Source organism: Natronomonas sp. CBA1123 (assembly GCF_009741925.1).
Taxonomy (GTDB): Archaea; Halobacteriota; Halobacteria; order Halobacteriales; family Haloarculaceae; genus Natronomonas.
On the sequence record NZ_WPCC01000037.1, the window covers coordinates 1 to 18,466 of the forward strand.

Annotated in this window: 16 protein-coding genes and 3 pseudogenes; 9 read left to right on the forward strand and 10 right to left on the reverse strand. The window is 65.6% G+C overall.

What is annotated here, in order from left to right; translation table 11 throughout:
- The 3 genes from GJ631_RS14175 to GJ631_RS14185 form a co-directional block, all read left to right on the forward strand.
- Positions 1 to 1,934 (forward strand): phosphate acyltransferase (locus tag GJ631_RS14175; protein ID WP_156709784.1); only part of this gene is annotated, 1,934 nt, incomplete at its 5' end.
- 300 nt (positions 1,935 to 2,234) lie between these two features.
- Positions 2,235 to 2,702, forward strand: coding sequence for a hypothetical protein (locus GJ631_RS14180; protein ID WP_197425084.1), 468 nt, complete (start codon positions 2,235 to 2,237; stop codon positions 2,700 to 2,702).
- Positions 2,703 to 2,834: 132 nt separating this feature from the next.
- The gene (locus GJ631_RS14185) at positions 2,835 to 3,599 is read left to right on the forward strand and encodes a carbon-nitrogen hydrolase family protein (RefSeq protein ID WP_156709785.1); all 765 of its coding nucleotides are present in this window, start codon (positions 2,835 to 2,837) and stop codon (positions 3,597 to 3,599) included.
- A 60-nt stretch (positions 3,600 to 3,659) separates the two neighbouring features.
- Here GJ631_RS14185 and GJ631_RS14190 read toward each other — a convergent pair.
- Positions 3,660 to 4,592 (reverse strand): annotated as a pseudogene (locus GJ631_RS14190) (formate/nitrite transporter family protein); the annotation flags it as partial.
- A 97-nt stretch (positions 4,593 to 4,689) separates the two neighbouring features.
- Here GJ631_RS14190 and GJ631_RS14195 point away from each other — a divergent pair.
- A complete protein-coding gene (locus GJ631_RS14195) occupies positions 4,690 to 5,154 on the forward strand; it encodes a universal stress protein (protein ID WP_156709787.1) in 465 nt (154 codons plus the stop codon).
- A 2-nt stretch (positions 5,155 to 5,156) separates the two neighbouring features.
- Here GJ631_RS14195 and GJ631_RS19495 read toward each other — a convergent pair whose 3' ends face one another.
- The 3 genes and pseudogenes from GJ631_RS19495 to GJ631_RS14205 all read right to left on the reverse strand — a co-directional run bounded on the left by GJ631_RS19495 (position 5,157) and on the right by GJ631_RS14205 (position 7,607).
- Entirely contained in the window at positions 5,157 to 5,678 is a 522-nt protein-coding gene (locus tag GJ631_RS19495) for a hypothetical protein (protein ID WP_370518682.1), read from the reverse strand.
- Between the two features lie 7 nt (positions 5,679 to 5,685).
- Positions 5,686 to 6,675: pseudogene (locus GJ631_RS19085) on the reverse strand (class I adenylate-forming enzyme family protein); the annotation flags it as partial.
- A 161-nt stretch (positions 6,676 to 6,836) separates the two neighbouring features.
- Complete coding sequence (locus GJ631_RS14205) at positions 6,837 to 7,607, reverse strand: IclR family transcriptional regulator (protein WP_156709788.1); 771 nt, start codon at positions 7,605 to 7,607, stop codon at positions 6,837 to 6,839.
- A gap of 360 nt (positions 7,608 to 7,967) precedes the next feature.
- Between GJ631_RS14205 and GJ631_RS14210 the strand changes: the two genes are divergently transcribed.
- The 3 genes from GJ631_RS14210 (at position 7,968) to GJ631_RS14215 (ending at position 11,027) form a co-directional block, all read left to right on the forward strand.
- Positions 7,968 to 9,260, forward strand: coding sequence for a hypothetical protein (locus GJ631_RS14210; protein ID WP_156709789.1), 1,293 nt, complete (start codon positions 7,968 to 7,970; stop codon positions 9,258 to 9,260).
- Complete coding sequence (locus GJ631_RS19500; RefSeq protein ID WP_370518683.1) at positions 9,257 to 9,916, forward strand: NAD(P)-binding protein; 660 nt, start codon at positions 9,257 to 9,259, stop codon at positions 9,914 to 9,916. The genes GJ631_RS14210 and GJ631_RS19500 overlap by 4 nt, the downstream gene beginning before the upstream one ends.
- Before the next feature lie 136 nt (positions 9,917 to 10,052).
- The gene (locus GJ631_RS14215; protein WP_370518685.1) at positions 10,053 to 11,027 is read left to right on the forward strand and encodes a GMC family oxidoreductase N-terminal domain-containing protein; all 975 of its coding nucleotides are present in this window, start codon (positions 10,053 to 10,055) and stop codon (positions 11,025 to 11,027) included.
- A 70-nt stretch (positions 11,028 to 11,097) separates the two neighbouring features.
- Here GJ631_RS14215 and GJ631_RS14220 read toward each other — a convergent pair whose 3' ends face one another.
- Positions 11,098 to 11,901, reverse strand: a complete 804-nt coding sequence (locus GJ631_RS14220) for an aldo/keto reductase (protein ID WP_156709790.1) — start codon at positions 11,899 to 11,901, stop codon at positions 11,098 to 11,100.
- Positions 11,902 to 12,009: 108 nt separating this feature from the next.
- On the opposite strand from GJ631_RS14220, the pseudogene GJ631_RS19280 reads away from it, so the two are divergent.
- Together GJ631_RS19280 and GJ631_RS14225 are read left to right on the forward strand one after the other, a co-directional pair.
- Positions 12,010 to 12,264, forward strand: a pseudogene (locus tag GJ631_RS19280) (arylamine N-acetyltransferase); the annotation flags it as partial.
- Between the two features lie 131 nt (positions 12,265 to 12,395).
- The gene (locus GJ631_RS14225; RefSeq protein ID WP_370518686.1) at positions 12,396 to 12,797 is read left to right on the forward strand and encodes an arylamine N-acetyltransferase; all 402 of its coding nucleotides are present in this window, start codon (positions 12,396 to 12,398) and stop codon (positions 12,795 to 12,797) included.
- A gap of 106 nt (positions 12,798 to 12,903) precedes the next feature.
- Here the strand turns inward: GJ631_RS14225 and GJ631_RS14230 are convergent, their stop codons facing one another.
- The 5 genes from GJ631_RS14230 to GJ631_RS14250 form a co-directional block, all read right to left on the reverse strand.
- Positions 12,904 to 13,683: a winged helix-turn-helix domain-containing protein gene (locus tag GJ631_RS14230; RefSeq protein ID WP_156709791.1), complete on the reverse strand. Its 780-nt coding sequence runs from the start codon at positions 13,681 to 13,683 to the stop codon at positions 12,904 to 12,906.
- Positions 13,684 to 13,805: 122 nt separating this feature from the next.
- Positions 13,806 to 14,114, reverse strand: coding sequence for a hypothetical protein (locus GJ631_RS14235; protein ID WP_156709792.1), 309 nt, complete (start codon positions 14,112 to 14,114; stop codon positions 13,806 to 13,808).
- Between the two features lie 43 nt (positions 14,115 to 14,157).
- Positions 14,158 to 15,981: a metallophosphoesterase family protein gene (locus GJ631_RS14240; protein WP_156709793.1), complete on the reverse strand. Its 1,824-nt coding sequence runs from the start codon at positions 15,979 to 15,981 to the stop codon at positions 14,158 to 14,160.
- Complete coding sequence (locus tag GJ631_RS14245; RefSeq protein WP_156709794.1) at positions 15,978 to 17,855, reverse strand: alkaline phosphatase; 1,878 nt, start codon at positions 17,853 to 17,855, stop codon at positions 15,978 to 15,980. Before GJ631_RS14245 ends, GJ631_RS14240 begins: the two co-directional genes overlap by 4 nt.
- 163 nt (positions 17,856 to 18,018) lie before the next feature.
- Positions 18,019 to 18,465 (reverse strand): low molecular weight phosphatase family protein, encoded by a 447-nt coding sequence (locus GJ631_RS14250; protein WP_156709795.1) that lies wholly within the window; start codon positions 18,463 to 18,465, stop codon positions 18,019 to 18,021.
- Between the last annotated feature and the right edge of the window lies 1 nt (position 18,466).

Consider the following 18,466-nt stretch of genomic DNA (forward strand, 5'->3'; position numbering starts at 1 on the left):
TCTTCGACATCGAGTTAGACGAGGACGACCCGGCGGCGTTCGCCGAGGCGGTCGCCATGATGGAACCGACGTTCGGCGGCATCAACATCGAAGATATCTCCGCGCCGGCGTGTTTCGAAATCGAGTCGTTCCTCCGGGAGGAGATGTCGATTCCCGTCTTCCACGACGACCAACACGGGACGGCCATCATCTCCGGGGCGGCCCTTTTGAACGCCTGTGACATCGCCGGCAAGGCGCTCGACGACCTCGAAGTCGTCTTCGCGGGCGCGGGCGCGGCCGCAACCGCGACCGCCCGATTCTACGAGTCGCTGGGCGTTGCCGCCGACAACATCACGATGTGCGACATCGACGGCATCATCACGGAGGAACGCGTCGCGGCCGACGACCCCCACTCCTACGTCGCACAGTTCGCGAGCGAGACGGGGGGCAGTCTCGCCGACGCGATGGCGGGCGCCGACGCCTTCGTCGGCCTCTCGGTCGGCGGCATCGTCAGCGAAGAGATGGTCCGGTCGATGGCGGACGACCCCATCATTTTCGCGATGGCGAACCCCGACCCGGAAATCGGCTACGAGGCGGCGAAGAACGCCCGCGAGGACACGGTCATCATGGCGACGGGGCGCTCCGATTACCCCAATCAGGTCAACAACGTCCTCGGGTTCCCGTTCATCTTCCGTGGGGCTTTGGACGCCCGCGCGACCGAAATCAACGAGGCGATGAAAGTCGCCGCCGCCGAGGCACTCGCCGAATTGGCCCGACAGGACGTCCCCGACGCCGTCGTGAAAGCCTACGGCGACCAACCACTGCAGTTCGGCCCCGACTACATCATCCCCAAACCGCTCGACCCTCGCGTCCTCTTCGAGGTTTCGGGGGCGGTCGCCGAGGCCGCGATGGACTCCGGTGTCGCCCGCGAAACCCTCGACCTCGGGGAGTATCGGGAGACGCTCGAAGCGCGACTCGGGAAGTCCCGCGAGATGATGCGCGTGGTGCTGAACAAGGCCAAAAGCGACCCGAAGCGACTCGTCCTCGCGGAAGGCGACGACCCGAAGATGATTCGGGCGGCCTACCAACTCATCGAACAGGACATCGCCGACCCCGTCCTCGTCGGCGACAAGCGCACTATCTGGGAGCTGTCGGCGGAACTCGGACTCGATTTCGACCCCGAAATCGTCGACCCGACGACGGACGAACTCGACCCCTACGCCGACCGCCTGTACGACCTCCGGAAGCGCAACGGCGTCACCCGCAGGGAGGCCGACGCCTTGGTCCACGACGGCGACTATCTCGCCAGCGTGATGGTAGAGATGGGCGACGCCGACGCGATGCTGACTGGGTTGACGAACCACTATCCGACGGCGCTTCGGCCGCCGCTGCAGGTTGTCGGGACGGCCGACGACGCCGACTACGCGGCGGGGGTGTACATGCTGACGTTCAAAAATCGCGTCGTCTTCGTGGCCGACGCCACCGTCAATCAGGCGCCCGACGCTGACGTCCTCGCCGAAGTCGCTCGCCACACCGCCGACCTCGCACGACAGTTCAACGTCGACCCCCGGGTGGCGCTGCTGTCGTACTCCGATTTCGGAACGGTCGACAACGAAGGCACCCGCAAGCCCCGGGAGGCCGCAGACGCGCTCCGAGCGGCTCCCGACGTGGACTTCCCGGTCGACGGTGAGATGCAGGCGGACACGGCGGTCGTCGAGGAGATGCTGACCGGAGATTACTCCTTCTCGGAGTTGGACGAGCCGGCGAACGTACTCGTCTTTCCGAACCTCGAAGCCGGCAACATCGCCTACAAACTGCTCCAACGGTTGGGCGGCGCGGAAGCCATCGGTCCGATGCTCGTCGGCATGGACAAGCCCGTCCACGTGCTGCAGCGCGGCGACGAAGTCAAGGATATTGTGAACTTGGCGAGTGTCGCTGTGGTGGACGCACAGTAGTTCCAGTACCGACCGCGACCGTCGGGAGCGGTCGGCCTTTTTCGCCCACGTTTTTGCGCCGAGTGCGTCGCGCGGAGTCGAGACGGGAGAGGCTCTTCCTCCTCGCGCCCCCATACCGACGGCCATCGGAGTTATTACAGGAGTTTCCGAGGCGCCGATTCGAGGGTCCGTGTCGATATCGGCCGTTCCGTTTAAACTGTTTAACGCGCCGGAAAACGAGCCGCTCAGGCGTAAACGGTTCGAACTGCTTCGAACTGACTCACCCCCTACTTATCCCTCCACCGGAAAGGCTGAGATGCAATGCGCACCAAACACATCGTACTCGCAGTCCTCGCGGCGAGCTTCCTGCTCGTCGGGGCTGCGGGTGCTGCCGCTGCACAGCCCGCCGAGAACGCGACGGCCACACCCGCCGAGAACGGGAGCGAAGAGCGGCCGGGTGATGCGGGCCCGCCCGAAGACATGCCCGAACAGGTGCCGTCGTTCGTGAGTGATATCCACAGCACCATCAACGAGTTCCTGTCGGGTGACATCGACAACCTCGGTGCGGCCGTCTCGGATATCGCCTCCGAAGAGGCGCCTGACGATGCTGGCGGCGCTGATGAGTCCGCCGAGGAGTCGGAGGACGCTGAAGACAACGCTGATGACGAGGCTGCCGACGACGCAGACGACGCCGAGAACAATGCGGACGAAGATGCAGATGACGCAGACGACGCCGAAAACAACGCGGACGAAGACGCTGACGATGCGGACGACGACGCGAACGCGTAATCGGACTCGTTTTTGGCTCCGCTGACGGCTCTTTCGGTGGTCGCTTTCAGCTGATTTCTCCGCACAGAAGCGGTGCCGTAGAACGCTGAACTGCCACCGGGGATTATGTAATCGCAGTCACATCGACTGAACATGCCTCCGACCGTCGCGGCGTGTCAGATGGCCGTCGACGACCTCGATGTCGAGTCGAACCTCGAAACCGTCGAATCACGACTCGGGGCGCTCCCGGAGCGGGTCGACATCGCCTGCTTTCCTGAGCAGGCGCTGACCGGCTTCGTCGCTGACGACCGCATCGCCGGGGCTGCGATTCCGCGCGACGGCGAGGCAATCGAGCGCCTCGTTGAGACCGCCGCCGACGCTGCCTGTGACGTACTCGTCGGCTTTGTCGAGGACGCCGAGGACGGCGCGTACAACGCGGCGGCGTATCTCGACGGCGACGGGGTCGTCGCTGTCTACCGGAAACAGCACCTCTGGGGCGGCGAACGCGAACTGTTGACCCCTGGCGACTCACGAGTCACCGTCAAGACGCCGCTGGGGAAGACCGGGCTGTTGACCTGTTACGACCTGAATTTCGTCGAGGAGAGCGCTGCGATGAGTGACAAGCGCGTCGACGCCCTCCTCGTTCCGGGTGCGTGGCCCGCGACGCACAGCGACAACTGGCGATTACTCCTCCGTGCGCGGGCGCTCGATGGCGTCCGGTGGGTTCTCGGCACGGGCCGGACCGGTCGTCGGGACATCGAGGATGCCCCTGTCACCGACTACGCGGGACGGTCGCTCTGTGTCCGCCCCGATGGCGGGATTCGGGCGGAAATCGACCGCGCCGAGCGGAATCTGGTCGTCGACATCGAGGCGTCGGTTCTCGACCGTCAGCGCGAGACGGTCGGCATCTTCGAGTAGCGGCGTTCAATCGTCGTCGTCGTTTCGCCGTCGCCGGCGTCGTGTGTCGTCGCGGTCCGCGGGGACGTACGTTCGGCCGACGCTCCCGCCGCCGAGCCACTCCGAAACCGATAGCTGGCGTTCGACGCCGTCCTCGCGGGCGCTCTCCAGTCGGCGTTCGGTCGTCTGGAAGTAGTTGACGACGGTGACGAGCAACACGCCGCCGATGGTGTTGCCGAGCAACACCGGCAGGACGAAGCCCAACAGTCCGGACAGAAGCGCCGCCTCGCCGAGGTAGACGAGGTACATCAACTCGGTGAAGGAGACGACGACGTGGAAGAGGTCCGCAAGCGGAATGACGAGGAAGGCGATGTAGACGAGGACGAGTCTCGAGATGGTGTCCCGGGAGGCGTAATCGAGCCAGACGACGCCGGCGACGACGAGGCCGGCGAAGCCGGCTTTGAAGAACAGGTCCCACCACGGCGTCTCGATGCCTTTCTGGGAGATATCAATGGCGATGGCCGTGGTCTCGGGGGAGAACACGCCGGTGTAGGCGAGGACGAGCGCGCCGAAGGCACCACCGGCGAAGTTCCCGAGGAGGACGACCCCCCACGTCCGCAGCAGCGTCGGGATGCTGGCCAACCGCTCGAGGACGAGCGCGACGGGCGGGAGGGTGTTCTCGGTGTACAGTTGGTAGCCACCCAAGATGATGTAGACGAAGCCGAGCGGGTACAGGACGGCGCTCAAAAGCGGGTCGCCGTCGGTTTTGGCGGTCATCGACGCCAACGCGAGGAACGTGATGGTGATGGCAAAGCCGGCCGCCAGCCCGCTGAAGAACAGCTCTCGGGTGCCGGTGTCGATTTCCTCGTCGGCAGCGACGATGATTCGCTGGAACACCTCGTGGGTCTCGAAGCGGTCGCGGACGACTTCGCCGACCGCCGGCGCGCCGCTTCGGGAGCGTTCGACAGCCTCTCGAACAGACTCATCAGCTGGCTCGGATTCCTCGTCGTCCATTCGTTCAGTCGTCGGTTCAGAGGGAAAACGCAAAACTCCCCCGGTCGTCGCTCCGGAATCCGGCCGAGTTTTATCGGGGCCGGTCTAAGGGGTCGGTATGTCATTGGACGTACTCACCTTAGCTGTCGGTCCGGACGACGACGCCCGAATCGAGGAGATGGCGAGCCTCGTCTGTGACATCGCGGGCGCAACGGGAGCGACGGTGTTCCTGTTGCACGTGTTCTCTCAGTCGGCGTACGACGAAGGGGTCTCCGAGGCTGGGTACGACCCCGACGACCCACCGCCGGCGCACACGCTGGCCTCGCGACTCGAGAGCATCGACCGGATATCGCTGGCGCTCGATGAGGCCGGCGTCGAACACCGTATTCGCGGCGAAATCGGCGACGTGACTGACAGCATCATCTCGGTCGCCAAGGAGACTGAGACGGACATGCTGTTCGTCGGAGGACGCAAGCGCTCGCCGACGGGAAAGGCGGTGTTCGGAAGCACCTCCCATCGCGTGTTGATGAACGCGCCGTGTCCGGTGACGTTCGTCCGGCAGGACGTCACCGACGACGAGTAGGTCTATCCGAATCGGTCCCGCAACGTGATACGGTCGAGTTTTCCGGTCGCGGTTCGCGGGAACGCCTCGACGAACTCGATGCGGTCGGGTACCTCGTGGCTCTCCAGTTCGTCCTCGCAGGCCTCTCGGATGTCGGCTTCGGACACCGACTCGCCGCTCCGGGGTTTCACGATGGCCGTCACCGTCGCCCCTCGGACCTCGTCGCGGGTGTCGATAATGGCGACTTTTTCGACGGGGTCGACCTCGTAGATTACCTCCTCGATTTCGCGGGGGTAGATGTCGCCACACCCCGTCGTGAACATGTCTTCCAGTCGGTCGACGACGAAGAGGAAGCCGTCGTCGTCCATCCAGCCGATATCGCCGGATTTCAGCCACCGCTCGCTCCCTTCGGTGGTTCCACCGCTTTCGTCCCGCTGTTCCTGTGGAACAGCGCGCTCGACGAACTTCTCGTCGGTAATCTTGGGGGTTGTTGTACCGAGGGGTGACCGTATCGCCACGCCACAGCAACTCCCCGCGCTCGCCACGCTTGACGGCCTCGCCGGTCGTGGGGTCCTCGATGCGGATGTCGACGACCTCCGTCGCCGGCCGGCCGATGCTGCCGGGTTTGCTCCCGCCGGGAACGGGCCGGTTGAACGTCGCGAGCGGCGTCGTTTCGGTCATGCCGTATCCCTCCAGTAGCCGACAGCCGAACGACTCCTCGACCTCTCGAATCCGCCGTTTCGGCATCGGTGACCCACCGACGCCTATCATCTCCAGACTGGACACGTCGTAGTCCTCGACAGCATCGTACTCGAGAAGGTCCATCAGCATCGTCGGAATCAGGAAGGTGTAGGTGACTTCGTGGCGCTCGATTTCGGTGAGGGCGGTCTCGGCGTCCCACTCCGCGAGCAGGTGGTTCTCGGCACCCAGCGCGAGAAACGGCGTCGTCGTGACGTTGAGGCCGGTGACGTGGAAGCACTGACAGGCCGTCAGGGCGACGGCGTCGCGGGTCCACTCCTTGTATCGGATGAACCCGCGGGCGTTGGCCGCGAGGTTGCCGTGGGTGTGGTAGACGCCCTTCGGCGCGCCGGTGGTTCCGCTCGTGTACAGCAGTTCGGCCAACTCATCGGAGCGGCGGGGTTCGACGTCACAGGTCGGGTCACCATCTTCGAGGAGGTCGAGATACGCGGCCGTCCGGGCGCCGGCCGCGTCGATGTCGCTTGACCCCTCGGTCACGACGGCACTCGCGCCGCTGTCCCGGAGGACGTAGCGGATTTGCTCGTCGGTAAAGCGGGTGTTGACCGGTAGCGGGATAGCGCCGCGTTTCATCACGCCGAGGTAGGTGGCGACGAACGGGACGCCGTTCGGCATGTGGATGGCGACGTGGTCGTCGACGCCGACGTCGAGTGCATCGAGGCCGCCGGCGATGCGGTCGGCGTCTTCGGCCAACCCCTCGAAGGTCCGCGAACGGGTGCGGTCGGCGACGGCCGTCGCCTCCGGGGTGTTCCGCGCGGCGATGTCGACGTGGTTGGCGAAGTTCACTGGCCCGTCGTTCGGTAGCTACTTGCAAGTCGTTTCTGCCGCGCGTGCGAGGTTCGTATTTGTGTGGTGACCTGTATGAATTCTATCTAGTTTTCGCGTGGCGACCGGTCGCGTCACTGCCGGGCCGACGAGACATTTCGTCCGGCATTACCGGACGAACGTCACTCCGGCGTGAAGATGAGGTTTGCCTCGATGGTCCGGGCCGACTGACGGACGGTTTCGGCCAGTCCCGACGACCCGGGAGTCGCCTCGAAGGCGCCGCTCGGGCCGTACACCGCGATGGCACCGCGGACTCGCTCGTCTGCGACGATGGGTGCGGCGACGCCGGTCATCCCCGCGATGAGTTCGCCCTCGTCGACGGCGTACCCGTCGTCTCGAATCGTCTCCAACTCCGCCAGCAGCCGCTCTTCGTCGGTTATCGTGTTCGCCGTCCGTGGAGGTAACCCCGTCTCGGAGACCAGCCGCTCGACCGTCTCCGCGTCCTTGTGTGCCAGTATCGCCTTTCCGGGGGCGTTCGTGTGGAGATGCAGGTCCGACGGGTACGCTCCCGGCGTCCCGGTGGTGTGGCCGCCCTGTCGCCACCCGGCCGCCAACAGCACGCCACAGCGGCCGTTCTCCTCGGTGACCAACTGGACGTACTTCTCGTCGGTGTCGTCGAACAACGTGTGGGCTTCCTCCCGACCGTTGACGAACAGTTCGTGGCTGCTCCGGGCGGTTTCACCCAAGTGGAGGAACTTCGTGCCCAATCGGTAGGTCCCCGATTCGTTGACGACGTAGCCGACCGCTTCGAGGGTCCGGAGGTGGTCGTGGGCGGTGCTCTTCGGAACGTCCAACGCGTCGGCGACCGCGGTCACGCCGGTCGGGCCACGCTCGGCGACGGTCTCGATGATGTCGTGGGAGAGTTTGACCGCCGCGACTGGATACGTCGTCATCGGTTCGGCTTCAGCCTCCTCCGACTTATTTCTGTCCGGTATTACCGGACAAGCTCTCGAGACAGGAAATAACAATTCAATATAAAGTAAAGTATTATGACTTGTTTGAAATAGTATTAGAGAGGTCAAAATTGGGTCAAAATTGGGTCTGAAACAGGAATTATATTCTCTATTAAAGTCGGGTAATATTGCTTTTGAGGTGCTAAATAGTCGAATCTGGAAAGTACATCTACAACGGGCAGAACTCGGGCGCAATTAGCATATTGAATATGATAGTTTGACATAAAACACCCCATATTTCCCGCAGTAGGGTTAACCTGTATGACCGGTTGTCTCCGGTAGCGGTTGGCAGATACTATCATGACAGACGATTCCAACGCATCGATGACGCGGCGAGGCGTCATGAAGGGTGTCGGCGGCCTCGCGGCCGTGTCGATGTCCGGCGTCAGCGTCGCGGAAGCACAGGACGTTCTGAACGACAGGGTCCCCGCCGACCCCCACACGCGAGACACGTATCGGGCGATTGTGGACGCAATCGTTCCCCGGACGCCCGAACTCGAAGACGAACTCGGCCCCGAGCACGTGCCGGGCGGCCTCGACGTAGAGCTGGAGAAGTTCCTCATCTGGGACTTCAACCACTTCCAGGAGGTCCGCGCAGAGACGCTCCAGACGCCGGTCGAGACCACCCAGTCGGGCGGCGGGCCGCTCGGCAACCTCGGTGGCAGCAACCCGCTCGGTGACGCCCTCGACGGGCTGTCGTCGGGGACCGGCGACCTCGGTGGCAACGCCCCGCTCGATTCCGTCACCGAACTCGTCGACGGGCTGATGGCCCCCGAACTGTTCCAACTCGACCTCGACACCATCTCGTCGGGGTCGGAACTCGGCGCGTTGACCGACCTCGTCGGATTGGACGCAGTCGAAGAACTCACCGGGGTCCTGGCGGTCGACGACGTCGACCAGTTCGGCGAACTGCTGGATTTCGGTGCGGCCGACCGACTCGTCATCGACTTCGCGGACGCACCCATCCCGGAGGATGCGGAGGGCATCGCGGAGTTCGACCTTCTCGTCGAGGGGGCCAACGAGGGCACCCACCAAGTCGTCCAGAACTACCCGTATGCAAACCTCTTCCCGTTCGTCTTCGACATCGTCGCTGCGGAGTTCCTCCTCCGTGGCGAAAACGAGGACACGCCGTCGCCGAACCCCGAGTTCGCGGGCGGCGGCACGTTCGTCCGACTCTCCCGTGAGGACCGTCTCCGATGTCTGTGGACCATCGTCGACGGCGGCGCCATCGACCGCCTCGACAGCGTTCTCTCGCCGATGCTGCCTGCGGTCGGAATCCTGAAATACGTCGTCATGGCCGTCAACGGCCTGCACGGCTTCGGCTACTACACGGAGTGGTCGGGACTGGGCGAGACGAAGACGGCGATGCCGAGCGACCGCGAGATGCAGAAAGACCCCAGCGAGGTACAGAGCCGAACTCAATCCGGCTACCCCGGTCCGGCCGACGGCTACGCGGCCGACTGGCGCCACGCCGTCCCCGGCGGGTTCGAAGACGAGTGGGAAACCAACGAGACGCCCGGTCCGGTCGACCCCGACTTGCCCGACGAGGCCGCGGATGAAGCCGAGGAGGCCACCGGAGGTGACCTGCTGTGAACGACCCCGACGTCGTCGTCGTCGGTGCGGGCGCCGACGGCCCGGTCGCCGCGTGGAAACTCGCACGCGACCACAACGTCGACGTGCTGTTGCTCGAAGCCGGCCCCTTCTACGGCAACGAGGAGTGGCCCGAACCGCACGTCGATGCGGGCGGGACGGTCAGCACCGACCCCGACGACCTCGACGGCAAACTGCTCGACGAGCAGTTCACCCACCGCGAGGCCGGCGCCAACGACCCCACGTACGGCTACCTCCGGGTCGGCCCCTCCAACAGCGCGCGTGCGCCGTGGTTCCGGAACCTCCACCAGAACGCCTTCATCTGGCAGGTGTCGGCGGTCGGCGGTACGTCGACGCACTACTTCTTCGAATCACCCGCGCGGCTACCCGCTGGCCTTCGACGAACAGGACCACTGGCCCGACGAGGTCAGCTACGCCGATATGGTGCCGTACTACCGGCTCAACGAGGAAATCACGAGCACTCAGCAGGCTCCGATGACCGCCCGCGAAGAGGTGTTCATCGAGGGTGCGAGCCAGGAGAAAAGCGGCGAGTACCCGCTACTCGACGGTCTCAACGTCACGGAAACCGGCTGGCGGCCCCAGCCCAACGCCGTCGAGGAACCCGGCAAGGAGACTTCCAACGGCCAGCAGCTAGATAGAAACTACGAGGGGTCGTTCAGCTACGACGACGGCTTCCGTGGCGACACGCTGGTCGGCGACCACTTCCAGGGCTCCTCGACGCCCGTCGACGCGCCCGTCCGGGAGAAGGCCCGCAAATCCAGCAACATCGGCTACGTGCCGCGCGCGCTGGACACCAACGACAACCCCGAGGTGGGCAACGTCGCCATCCGACCGAACACCTACGTCACCGACGTCCACACCGCCGAAGGTGCCGGCAACCTCGAGGCGACCGGCGTCGAAATCCGTGACACCTGGTCCGGCGCGACCCAGACCGTCGAGGCCGACACGGTCGTCCTCGCGGGTGGCTGTATCGAGACGCCGCGACTGTGGCTCAACAGCGGCCTGCCGGACGATGGATGGGTCGGCAAGGGGCTGACCACCCACTGGTTCGACTGGGTCGTCGGCGTCTACGACGACGACACCGTCGCCGACATCAACCCCGAGCGAGAGCACATGGACCCCTACGTCGGACAGAACTCCGCGGTCCGCTTCGACAAGCCCGGCGTGGGTGGCCTCGAAGACATCGGGATGTCGCCTGGGCTGGTCTCTTTCGCCGACTACCTCTTCACCGAGGCGGGGTACTCCTTTGACACGCCGGTCGACCCCGACGAGCCGTGGGACACCCGCGGCTACATCGTCGGCAAGGAACTCAAACGCCGGATGGCCAACTACCGACAGACGAAGGCCATCCTCGTGTTGACCGACGACATGCCGCGACAGGAGAACGGCGTCTCCTTGGACGACACGTTCTCCGACGAGCACGGCCCAGTGCCGAAGGTCCGCTACGAACCGGGAGAGGAAGACGACGAGCGACGCGACGAACTCGCCCGCATCGCGGCGAACATCCACCGCAACGCCGGTGCCTCCCACGTCCACCGCGCGGAGTGGCCGCCGCTGCTGTTGCACATGCAGTCCTCGATGCGAATCGGCAAGGTGCTCGACTTCGCCGGCGAGGCGAAGAACGTCGACCGCCTGTTCGTCGCCGACCACTCGGCGCTGGCCAACGGTGTCGGTGGCCCGAACCCGACGAACTCCGGGCAGGCCAACGCGCTCCGTATCGCAGACCACATCGGCGACCGCTACTTCTGAGGCGGCCGCCCGTTGCATACCGTTTTTTCGCTCGGTTCCGTCGAGAGGCGTCCGAAGTTACGCTGACTGCTCAGTTCCACGGCGCCTCCTCGAAGTCGACGTATCGCTTCTCGCGGTCGATGTCGTCGATTCGGGATACGTCTTCGTCGTCCAGCGTCACTTCGAGCGCCCCGAAGTTCTCCCGGATGTGTTCGGGCGTGGCGGATTTCGGGATGGCCGAGACGCTCTCCTTCGACAGCAGCCACGACAGCGCCACCTGTGCCGGCGTGGCGTCGTGTTTCTCGGCGATATCGACCAACTCGGGAACGTCGGTCACGTCGCCTTTCGCAAGCGGCGTGTAGGCGACCAGGTGGTGGCCGTGTTCGCGAGCCATCGCGCGCAGTTCGTCCTGTTGGAACAGCGGGTGACACTCGACCTGGTGAGCGAAAAGCGGCGCGTCGAGCGTCTCGATGGCGTCTTCGAGCAGTTCGGGCGTGAAGTTCGAGAGGCCGACGTTGCGGATGAGGCCGTCGTCGTACAACTCGTCGAAGGCGGCGAGCGTCCCCTCGCGGTCGTAGGCGCGAATCGGCCAGTGGACGTACAGCAAATCGAGCGTCTCGACGCCCAACCGGTCGATACTCGCTCGGGCGTGGTCGAGTACGTCGTCGTATGCGAGATTGTCGGGGCTCACCTTCGTCGCGAGGAACACGTCCTCGCGGTCGACGCCGGAGGTCACGATACCGTCGCCGACGGCGGCCTCGTTGTCGTAGCCTTCGGCGGTGTCGACGTGCCGATAGCCTGCGTTCAGCGCCGTCTCGACGCTGTTCGCACACACTTCGTAGTCGGTGTTCTCGTAGGTGCCGATGCCGAGTGCGGGGAGGTCTTCGACTGCCATGTGTCGCATTCGAGCGCTGGCGTCAAGTGTGTTCCCGGAACCTATCACGACCGCTACAGCAATCGGCTTCAGCGAGCGCTTTTGTGGCACTCGCCCTCACCTCCGAACATGGACCCCGACCGCTATCTCGCCCGCCTCGGCGTCGACCCCGCCGAGGCGTGGCCGCCGACGTTCGAGACGGTCGAACGGCTCCAGTCGGCCCACGTCCGGACGGTGCCCTTCGAGACGCTGTCGATAACCGGAGACCCCTATGGCGACCGTTCCGGCGAAGGCGTCACGCTCGAACTCGAAGCGCTCTACGAGAAACTCGTCGAGCGCGAACGCGGCGGCTTCTGCTTCGAGTTGAACGGCCTCTTCGGGTGGCTGCTCGCGGAACTCGGCTTCGACGCCGACCGCATCGCCGCCGGTGTCCTCGACGACGACGGCGACCCCCCGTCCCCCCGGCGAACCACCACGCGCTTCTCGTCGACTTCGACCGCCCGCACGTCGTCGACGTGGGGTTGGGGCTGCCGAAACTCCGAGAGCCGCTTCCGGTCGGCGGCCGCGTCGGCCCCGACGGCGCCGGCATCGAGTGGCGAACCGTCGAGAGCGACCGCCCCGACGCCGACTACGTCGTTCAAACGCGCTCGGGGGAGGAGTGGGACGACCGCTACATCTTCACGACCGACCCCCGACAGCTGTCGTACTTCGCGGCGACGTGTGACCACCTCGCGACCGCCCCGGAGTCGACGTTCACCGGCGACCCGACGGTCAACGTCGGCACCGAACGTGGCTACAAACGCCTGACGCCGGAGACGTTCACCGAGGTCACCGACGGCGAAAAACGCGAGCGAGCGGTCGCTCCCGATGAATATCACGAGACGCTCGAAGCCGAGTTCGGTCTGCAGTATCGCTGACCGAACGTGACCCGACGGCTGGAATCGGGTGCATCCCCACCGTTCGTCTCGACGGTTCGAGGGGTATTCACGCTACTCCCTGCACGATGTGCACGGCGTGCACAGTTCAGGCATCGAGGGGGTCGGCCTCCTCGCGGTACTGTTCGAAGGTCGCCTCGGCCCACTCGTACACCGCCTCTGACTCGCTTTCGATGAGCGCGAGCGGCGTGCCCCGCTCGTCGACGACGCCGAAGAGGACTCGGTCGTCGAGCAGCGCGAGCATGTACGGGAGGTCATCGTGGACGTAGTAGTTCGCGCCGTCGGCGTTCGCCACCGTGTCGAGGTAGTCCTCGTACGACGGGTCATCGCGCATCGCGGCAACGACTTCGGCATCGACGACGAACTCGACGGTGTCGCTGCCGGTCGCGTTCTCGATGCGTTCGTGTGCCATGTCGGCGCTGTCCTGCATCACGACCGTCGCGAACTCACGGATGCTATCGGAGTCCCGCCGGGCGGCCATCGTGCGCTCGACCGGCGCCAACGGCTGTTCGGTCGTCGCCTCGACGATGTCGGCGTCTGCCAGCGCCGCCGGGTCGAGGTCGAACTCGTCGGTGGTCACCCGTCCCAACAGTGGTGTGAGGTCCTCACCGAGTTCGAAGGCGTCCAGGAGGTCGGAGAACTCACGTTCGACGTAGGCGCCGAGTGCGGTGAGGCGGTACGGCCCACCGTTGTTCTCTTCTGTGACCCACTGCCGCTCGATGAGTCCGTCGAGGGTCCGCGAGACGGTGGTCCGTGAGGCGTCGAGTTTCGTGCGAAGTTCGCGGCCATCGGCCGGCCCCTCCGCCAACACCGACAACAGTTCGATACGAGTCTCCGACCGCGCCAGATACGCCACCGCCCCGTTCATCACCGGGGCTTGATGGCACCGCCGTATGAAGGTACTCCCTCGAATCGGTCCCCTCGATGTACCGCCCTCCGCCCACCGGACCTCGTCGGGTACGAGGACGAGGGGGCGCGGTAGTCGCCGAATCAGTCGCCGGGTTCGGGAGCCTTCTCGTCGCCCTCACGGTGCCGATACCACCGATACAACAGGTACAAACCGACGACGAGGAGGACGATGGAGAGGCCATCGAAGGCGAGATTCAGCGGTCCGGCGGACGGCAACGGCCCGCCGTCGGTCAACTGGAGTACGCCGTAGGCCAGCCACGTACAGCAGAGGCCGACGAGCATCGTCAGTCGCTGTCGCGGAATCGCGCCGCGATAGTACTGGACAGCAACCGCGGCGAGGAGGACGAGGTAGGCGCCGAACAGTGCGATGTCGGCCGCTTCGGAGACCATACCGACCGGTCGACTCGCCACCGACAAAGTTCCCGGCGGTCGCTTACAGCGCGCCGGTGTCGATGCCGACGACGGTCGCTTCCCCGGTCGTCCCCGGGACGGTCAGCCACTCCTCGGCGCTCGGGTCGTAGGCCTGAAACGGGCCGAAGGTGTAGCGGTCGCTGGAATCGATGCCCCCCGGGACCTCCGCGAAGTAGGTGACCGACCCGGATTCGGTCGCGTCCATGTCGAAGTACACCCACTTCGTGTCGCCGGGGCCGGGTTCGGTCCGCTCGGTGTCGCCGGCGACGGCGTCCCAGGCGGCCGGGATGCGGTCGCGGATGCGAACCGCCTCGGTCGCCTCGAAGGTGAGGTCGATTTGGTTCGGTTGGCCGGCGGTGAACACCGACCCGTCGTCGGTTCGGGTGCCCTCCACGACGAGTGCCTCGGTCACCGGGCCATCGTAGCGGTCGATTTGCTCGGGTTTCGGGACGCCCGAGTCGGTGGCTTCGTCGGCCTTCCGAATCTCGAAGGCGTCGGCGACCAATTGCTCGCCGTCGTCGTCGGTCTCGCTGGTGACGTACTCGACGCGGATGCGTTCGTCGTCGATGTCGAGTTCGGTGACGCCGAAGTAGCGGTTGCTCCGGCGGGCGAGGTAGTCGCTCGGGGCGGTGTTACCGAAGCCGTAGTGGGAGGTTCCGCCGGTGCCGTTGGTGACGAACGTCGTCCCGTAGGGCGACTCCCAGTTCCACGCCGAATCGGGGCCGTAGTCGTCGCGGTCCGGGCGGGCCTCGATTGGCTTCGTCCGCTCGTAGACGTGGTTGTCGCCGCACAACACGAGGTCGACGCCGTACTCGTCGAACAGTGTCCCCCAGCGGTCCCGGAGGAGACTGCGCGGTGCGTGGTCCGGCGAGTCCGTCCACAGCGGGCCGTGGAAGTAGACGACGGTCCACGTCAGGTCGTCGTCCTCGGCGGCGTCTTCCAGCGTCGCTTCGAGGAATCGCTCCTGTACGTCGCCGTAGGTGAGGCCGCCGAACTCACAGCGGGGGTCGTAGATGGGGACGAACTCCTCGCCGCGGCCCACGTCGCCACAGCCGTCCGTCGTCGTCGAGAGACCGATGAAGCGGGTGTTGTCGTAGTCGAAGTGATACCACCGCTGTTCGTGTTGGAGGTCTTCGAGCGCGAGGGTGTCGTCGACGGGCATCAGGTCGTTGAGGCGGCGGTCGTACTGGAGCAGTCCCGTCCCGGGTTCGGCCTCGTGGTTGCCGGGGACGGTCATGAACGGCGTCTCCGCGTAGAAGGACTCGAAGGTCTCGAAGTACAACTCCCACGTCGAGGGTTTGCCGTTGGCGTAGGCCACATCGCCGGGGAGCAACTGCACGTCGGGGTCGCGTTCGGCGGCGGTCGCCATCACGCGTTGGGGGTCGTCGGTGTTGGCCCGCTGGAAGGGGTTGTTCGGGTCGGCGACGCCGTGGTCGCCGACGGCGGTGACAGAGAATCCGGATTTGGGGTCGGCCGTCGAGACTGTAAAGGGCTCCGAGCGGCGGTCGTCGAGGGCGGCCGCGTATTCGTAGGTCGTCGCCGGGTCCAGCCCCGTCACGGTCGCGCTGTAGGCGACCGCTTCCTTCCCCGGTACAGGCTGTTGAGTGGCGCTGACCGTCGTCGCCGGGGCGTCCGGTTCGCCGATTTCGAGGCGGGCGTCGGCCGCCGGCGCGCCTGTCCACCCCACGCGGAGCGTCGTCGCGGGGTCGCGGCCGTAGGCGACGTGGACGCCTGCCGGCCCGTCGGGAACCTCGACTTGCCCGGCGGCCGAGGAAACGAGAAACGGCGTCGTGGAGGCGGCGGCGACGCCCTTCAGGACCCCGCGCCGTGAGAGGTCGTCGCTCATCGGTCGACACCTCCGGACAGGTCGCCGGCGCCGGGCAGCGTCTCCGGAAGCGTCGGAACCGGTCCGCCGCGGAGTTCCTCCAGTTGCACTTCACCTTCGGGGACACGATAGCTTCGCAGGAGGCGCTTCGGTGCGTCGGCCGAATCGACGGTCCGGTCGACGCCGTAGGCGGTGTAGACGGCCTCGTCGTCGGTGAATTCGACGGTGGTGTAGCCGTACCGCGACCAGTTGAACCACTCGATGTGAGGGTTCTGGGATTCGACGAGCAGTTCGGCGGCGTCTTCTTCGAGGTCCGCCGGCGTCGGGGTCTGTGCGCCGAGGTTGTCGCTGGTGACGCCGGGCGACATGAATTCGACGCCGACGCGGTCGGCCTCGGCGCCCGGAAGCGGCTGTTGATGCTCGGGGTCGCGGTAGTCGGTCTTCGCGTAGGCGGCGACGTAGGCGTGCATGTCGCCGGTCAGCGTGATGAGGTTGAGCGCGCCGTCGCGGCCGCGGGCGGCCCGCCGGAATTCGCCCATGATGAGTTGTCGCTCGTGTTCGTAGCCGTCCCAGGCGTCGTAGTTCACGAAGAAACTCCCCTGCTCGCCGGCGTTGGTGGCCTTCAGGGCGGCGTTCAACACGGAGTTGCCCCAGACTTTCCACGTCGCCTCCGACTCCGTGACGCCCTCGATGAACCACTCCCGTTGGTCGCCGCCGAGCATCGTCCGGTCGGGGTCGTCGACGTTCCGGGCGGGCGGGGCGGCGATGTCGCGTTGGCCGAACTCGTCTTCTGGCGGCGGCGACCGATACAGGCGCTCATCGGTCATGAACAGCTCCGCGAGTCGGCCGAACTCCAGCGAGCGGTACAGCCGGAACCGCTCGTGGAGGTCCTCTGCCGTGCGGTCGTACTCGACGCGGAAGGGGACGTACTCGGCCAGCGCCTCGATGCCCTCGACGTACAACTGCCGCATCCGCTCGGGGTCGTCGCCGTAGGGGTGGGAGGCGGTGTTCGGCGCGTCCGTCTCGTAGTTCCACCAGCGGTTGTTGACGATTTCGTGGTCGTCCCAGGTCAAAACGAGGGTGTGGCGGGCCAACGCGGCCTGCATGTGCTCGTCGGCGCGGTAGGTGCGGTGGATGGTCCGGAAGTCGTCGAGGGTGTGGGCAACGTCGTTGCCGGAGGGCAACTGGATGTCACGGCCGGGTTGGTTGCCCGCGCCGCCGTACTCGTAGACGAAGTCGCCGAGGTGGAGCAGGTAGTCGGCGTCCTCGCGGGCGATGTGTGCGAACCCGCCGAAGTAGCCGTGGAGGTAGTTGTTACAGGACGCACACGCGAGTTTCAGTCGGTCGGGGTCGGCCTCGGGGCCCGGTAGGGTCCGCAGGCGGCCGACCGGCGAGGCGTCGCCGTCGTAGACGAATCGATAGAAGTAGAAGGTGTCTGCGTCGAGTTCGCCGTCCAAATCGACGTTCAGCGTGTAATCGGAGTCGGGGCCGAACGCCGACGACGGTACTCGGAAGTGTCGCGTCTCGGCCGTCGAGAAGTCGGCGTCGGCGTTTTCGGCTTCGCGGTCCGGCGCGGGTGTCACCTGCAGGCCGACCGGTTGGTCGCCCTCGTAGGCGGCCGGGTCGATTCGCGTCCAGACGATGGCGCCGCTCGGCGTCGGTCCGCCGCTTGCGACCGACTGTGGGTACACCGCTTCGCTCGTTCGGTCGACATCGAAGATGTCGTCGGCCGCCGCCGCTCCGTGTGGGTCGGCGTCGTCGGCCGCCGCGCTGCTCGAAAACAGCATCGCCAGCGCGCCCATCGCCGACCCGGCGCCGGCGGCCTCCAGGACCGCCCGCCGTGTCGATGTCGTCGGTTCGGTTCGCTTCTGCCGTCCGCTCTGTCCCGCAGTCATCACCGCTCACTGACAGGAGGATGGGTAAAAATCCACTAGCAGAAGCGTCCAAATAATTGCGTTAAACGCTCTCTTCGTGCCGCTATCAGGGGATACGGGGTGTTCCGCTGTCCTCTCTGTGTGTCCGTATCGCAAGGGAGACGTCGCGGGTGGGAATTGGGCCTCAGGCCGACGACTCGATGTCGTCGAACAAGGCGGCGACCGTCCGTTCGATTTCGTCTCGAATCTCACGGACGTCCTCGAGTTCCTTCCCGTCGGGGTCGGTCAGCGCCCAGTCGCGAACGTCGACTCCGTCGTCGACGTCGCCGACGTCCAATGTCGAACACCCCATCGTCGCGACGTAGTCACACGAGTTCAGTTCCTCGACGGTGATTTCCCGTGGCTTGCGCTCCGAGAGGTCCAAGCCCACCTCGTCCATCACCCGGACGACTTCGTCGTGGACGGCGTCGGCAGGGTCGGTGCCGCCGGTGAGGATTTCGATGCGCTGTTCGAGGCCGCGCCGCCGTCGTTCGCGTTCGGCGAAGGCGGTCGACATCTGCGAGCGGCCGGCGTTTTGAACGCACATGAAGGCGATGCGAATCGGGTCGGTGGTGTCGGTGTCCGTGGACATG

Bases quoted from the DNA above. Each gene is read 5' to 3' on its own strand.
- GJ631_RS14180 (WP_197425084.1), top strand. From the start codon at position 2,235: ATGCGCACCAAACACATCGTACTCGCAGTCCTCGCGGCGAGCTTCCTG.
- GJ631_RS14185 (WP_156709785.1), top strand. From the start codon at position 2,835: ATGCCTCCGACCGTCGCGGCGTGTCAGATGGCCGTCGACGACCTCGAT.
- GJ631_RS14195 (WP_156709787.1), top strand. From the start codon at position 4,690: ATGTCATTGGACGTACTCACCTTAGCTGTCGGTCCGGACGACGACGCC.
- GJ631_RS14205 (WP_156709788.1), bottom strand. From the start codon at position 7,607: ATGACGACGTATCCAGTCGCGGCGGTCAAACTCTCCCACGACATCATC.
- GJ631_RS14210 (WP_156709789.1), top strand. From the start codon at position 7,968: ATGACAGACGATTCCAACGCATCGATGACGCGGCGAGGCGTCATGAAG.
- GJ631_RS14220 (WP_156709790.1), bottom strand. From the start codon at position 11,901: ATGGCAGTCGAAGACCTCCCCGCACTCGGCATCGGCACCTACGAGAAC.
- GJ631_RS14230 (WP_156709791.1), bottom strand. From the start codon at position 13,683: ATGAACGGGGCGGTGGCGTATCTGGCGCGGTCGGAGACTCGTATCGAA.
- GJ631_RS14235 (WP_156709792.1), bottom strand. From the start codon at position 14,114: ATGGTCTCCGAAGCGGCCGACATCGCACTGTTCGGCGCCTACCTCGTC.
- GJ631_RS14240 (WP_156709793.1), bottom strand. From the start codon at position 15,981: ATGAGCGACGACCTCTCACGGCGCGGGGTCCTGAAGGGCGTCGCCGCC.
- GJ631_RS14245 (WP_156709794.1), bottom strand. From the start codon at position 17,855: ATGACTGCGGGACAGAGCGGACGGCAGAAGCGAACCGAACCGACGACA.
- GJ631_RS14250 (WP_156709795.1), bottom strand. From the start codon at position 18,465: ATGTCCACGGACACCGACACCACCGACCCGATTCGCATCGCCTTCATG.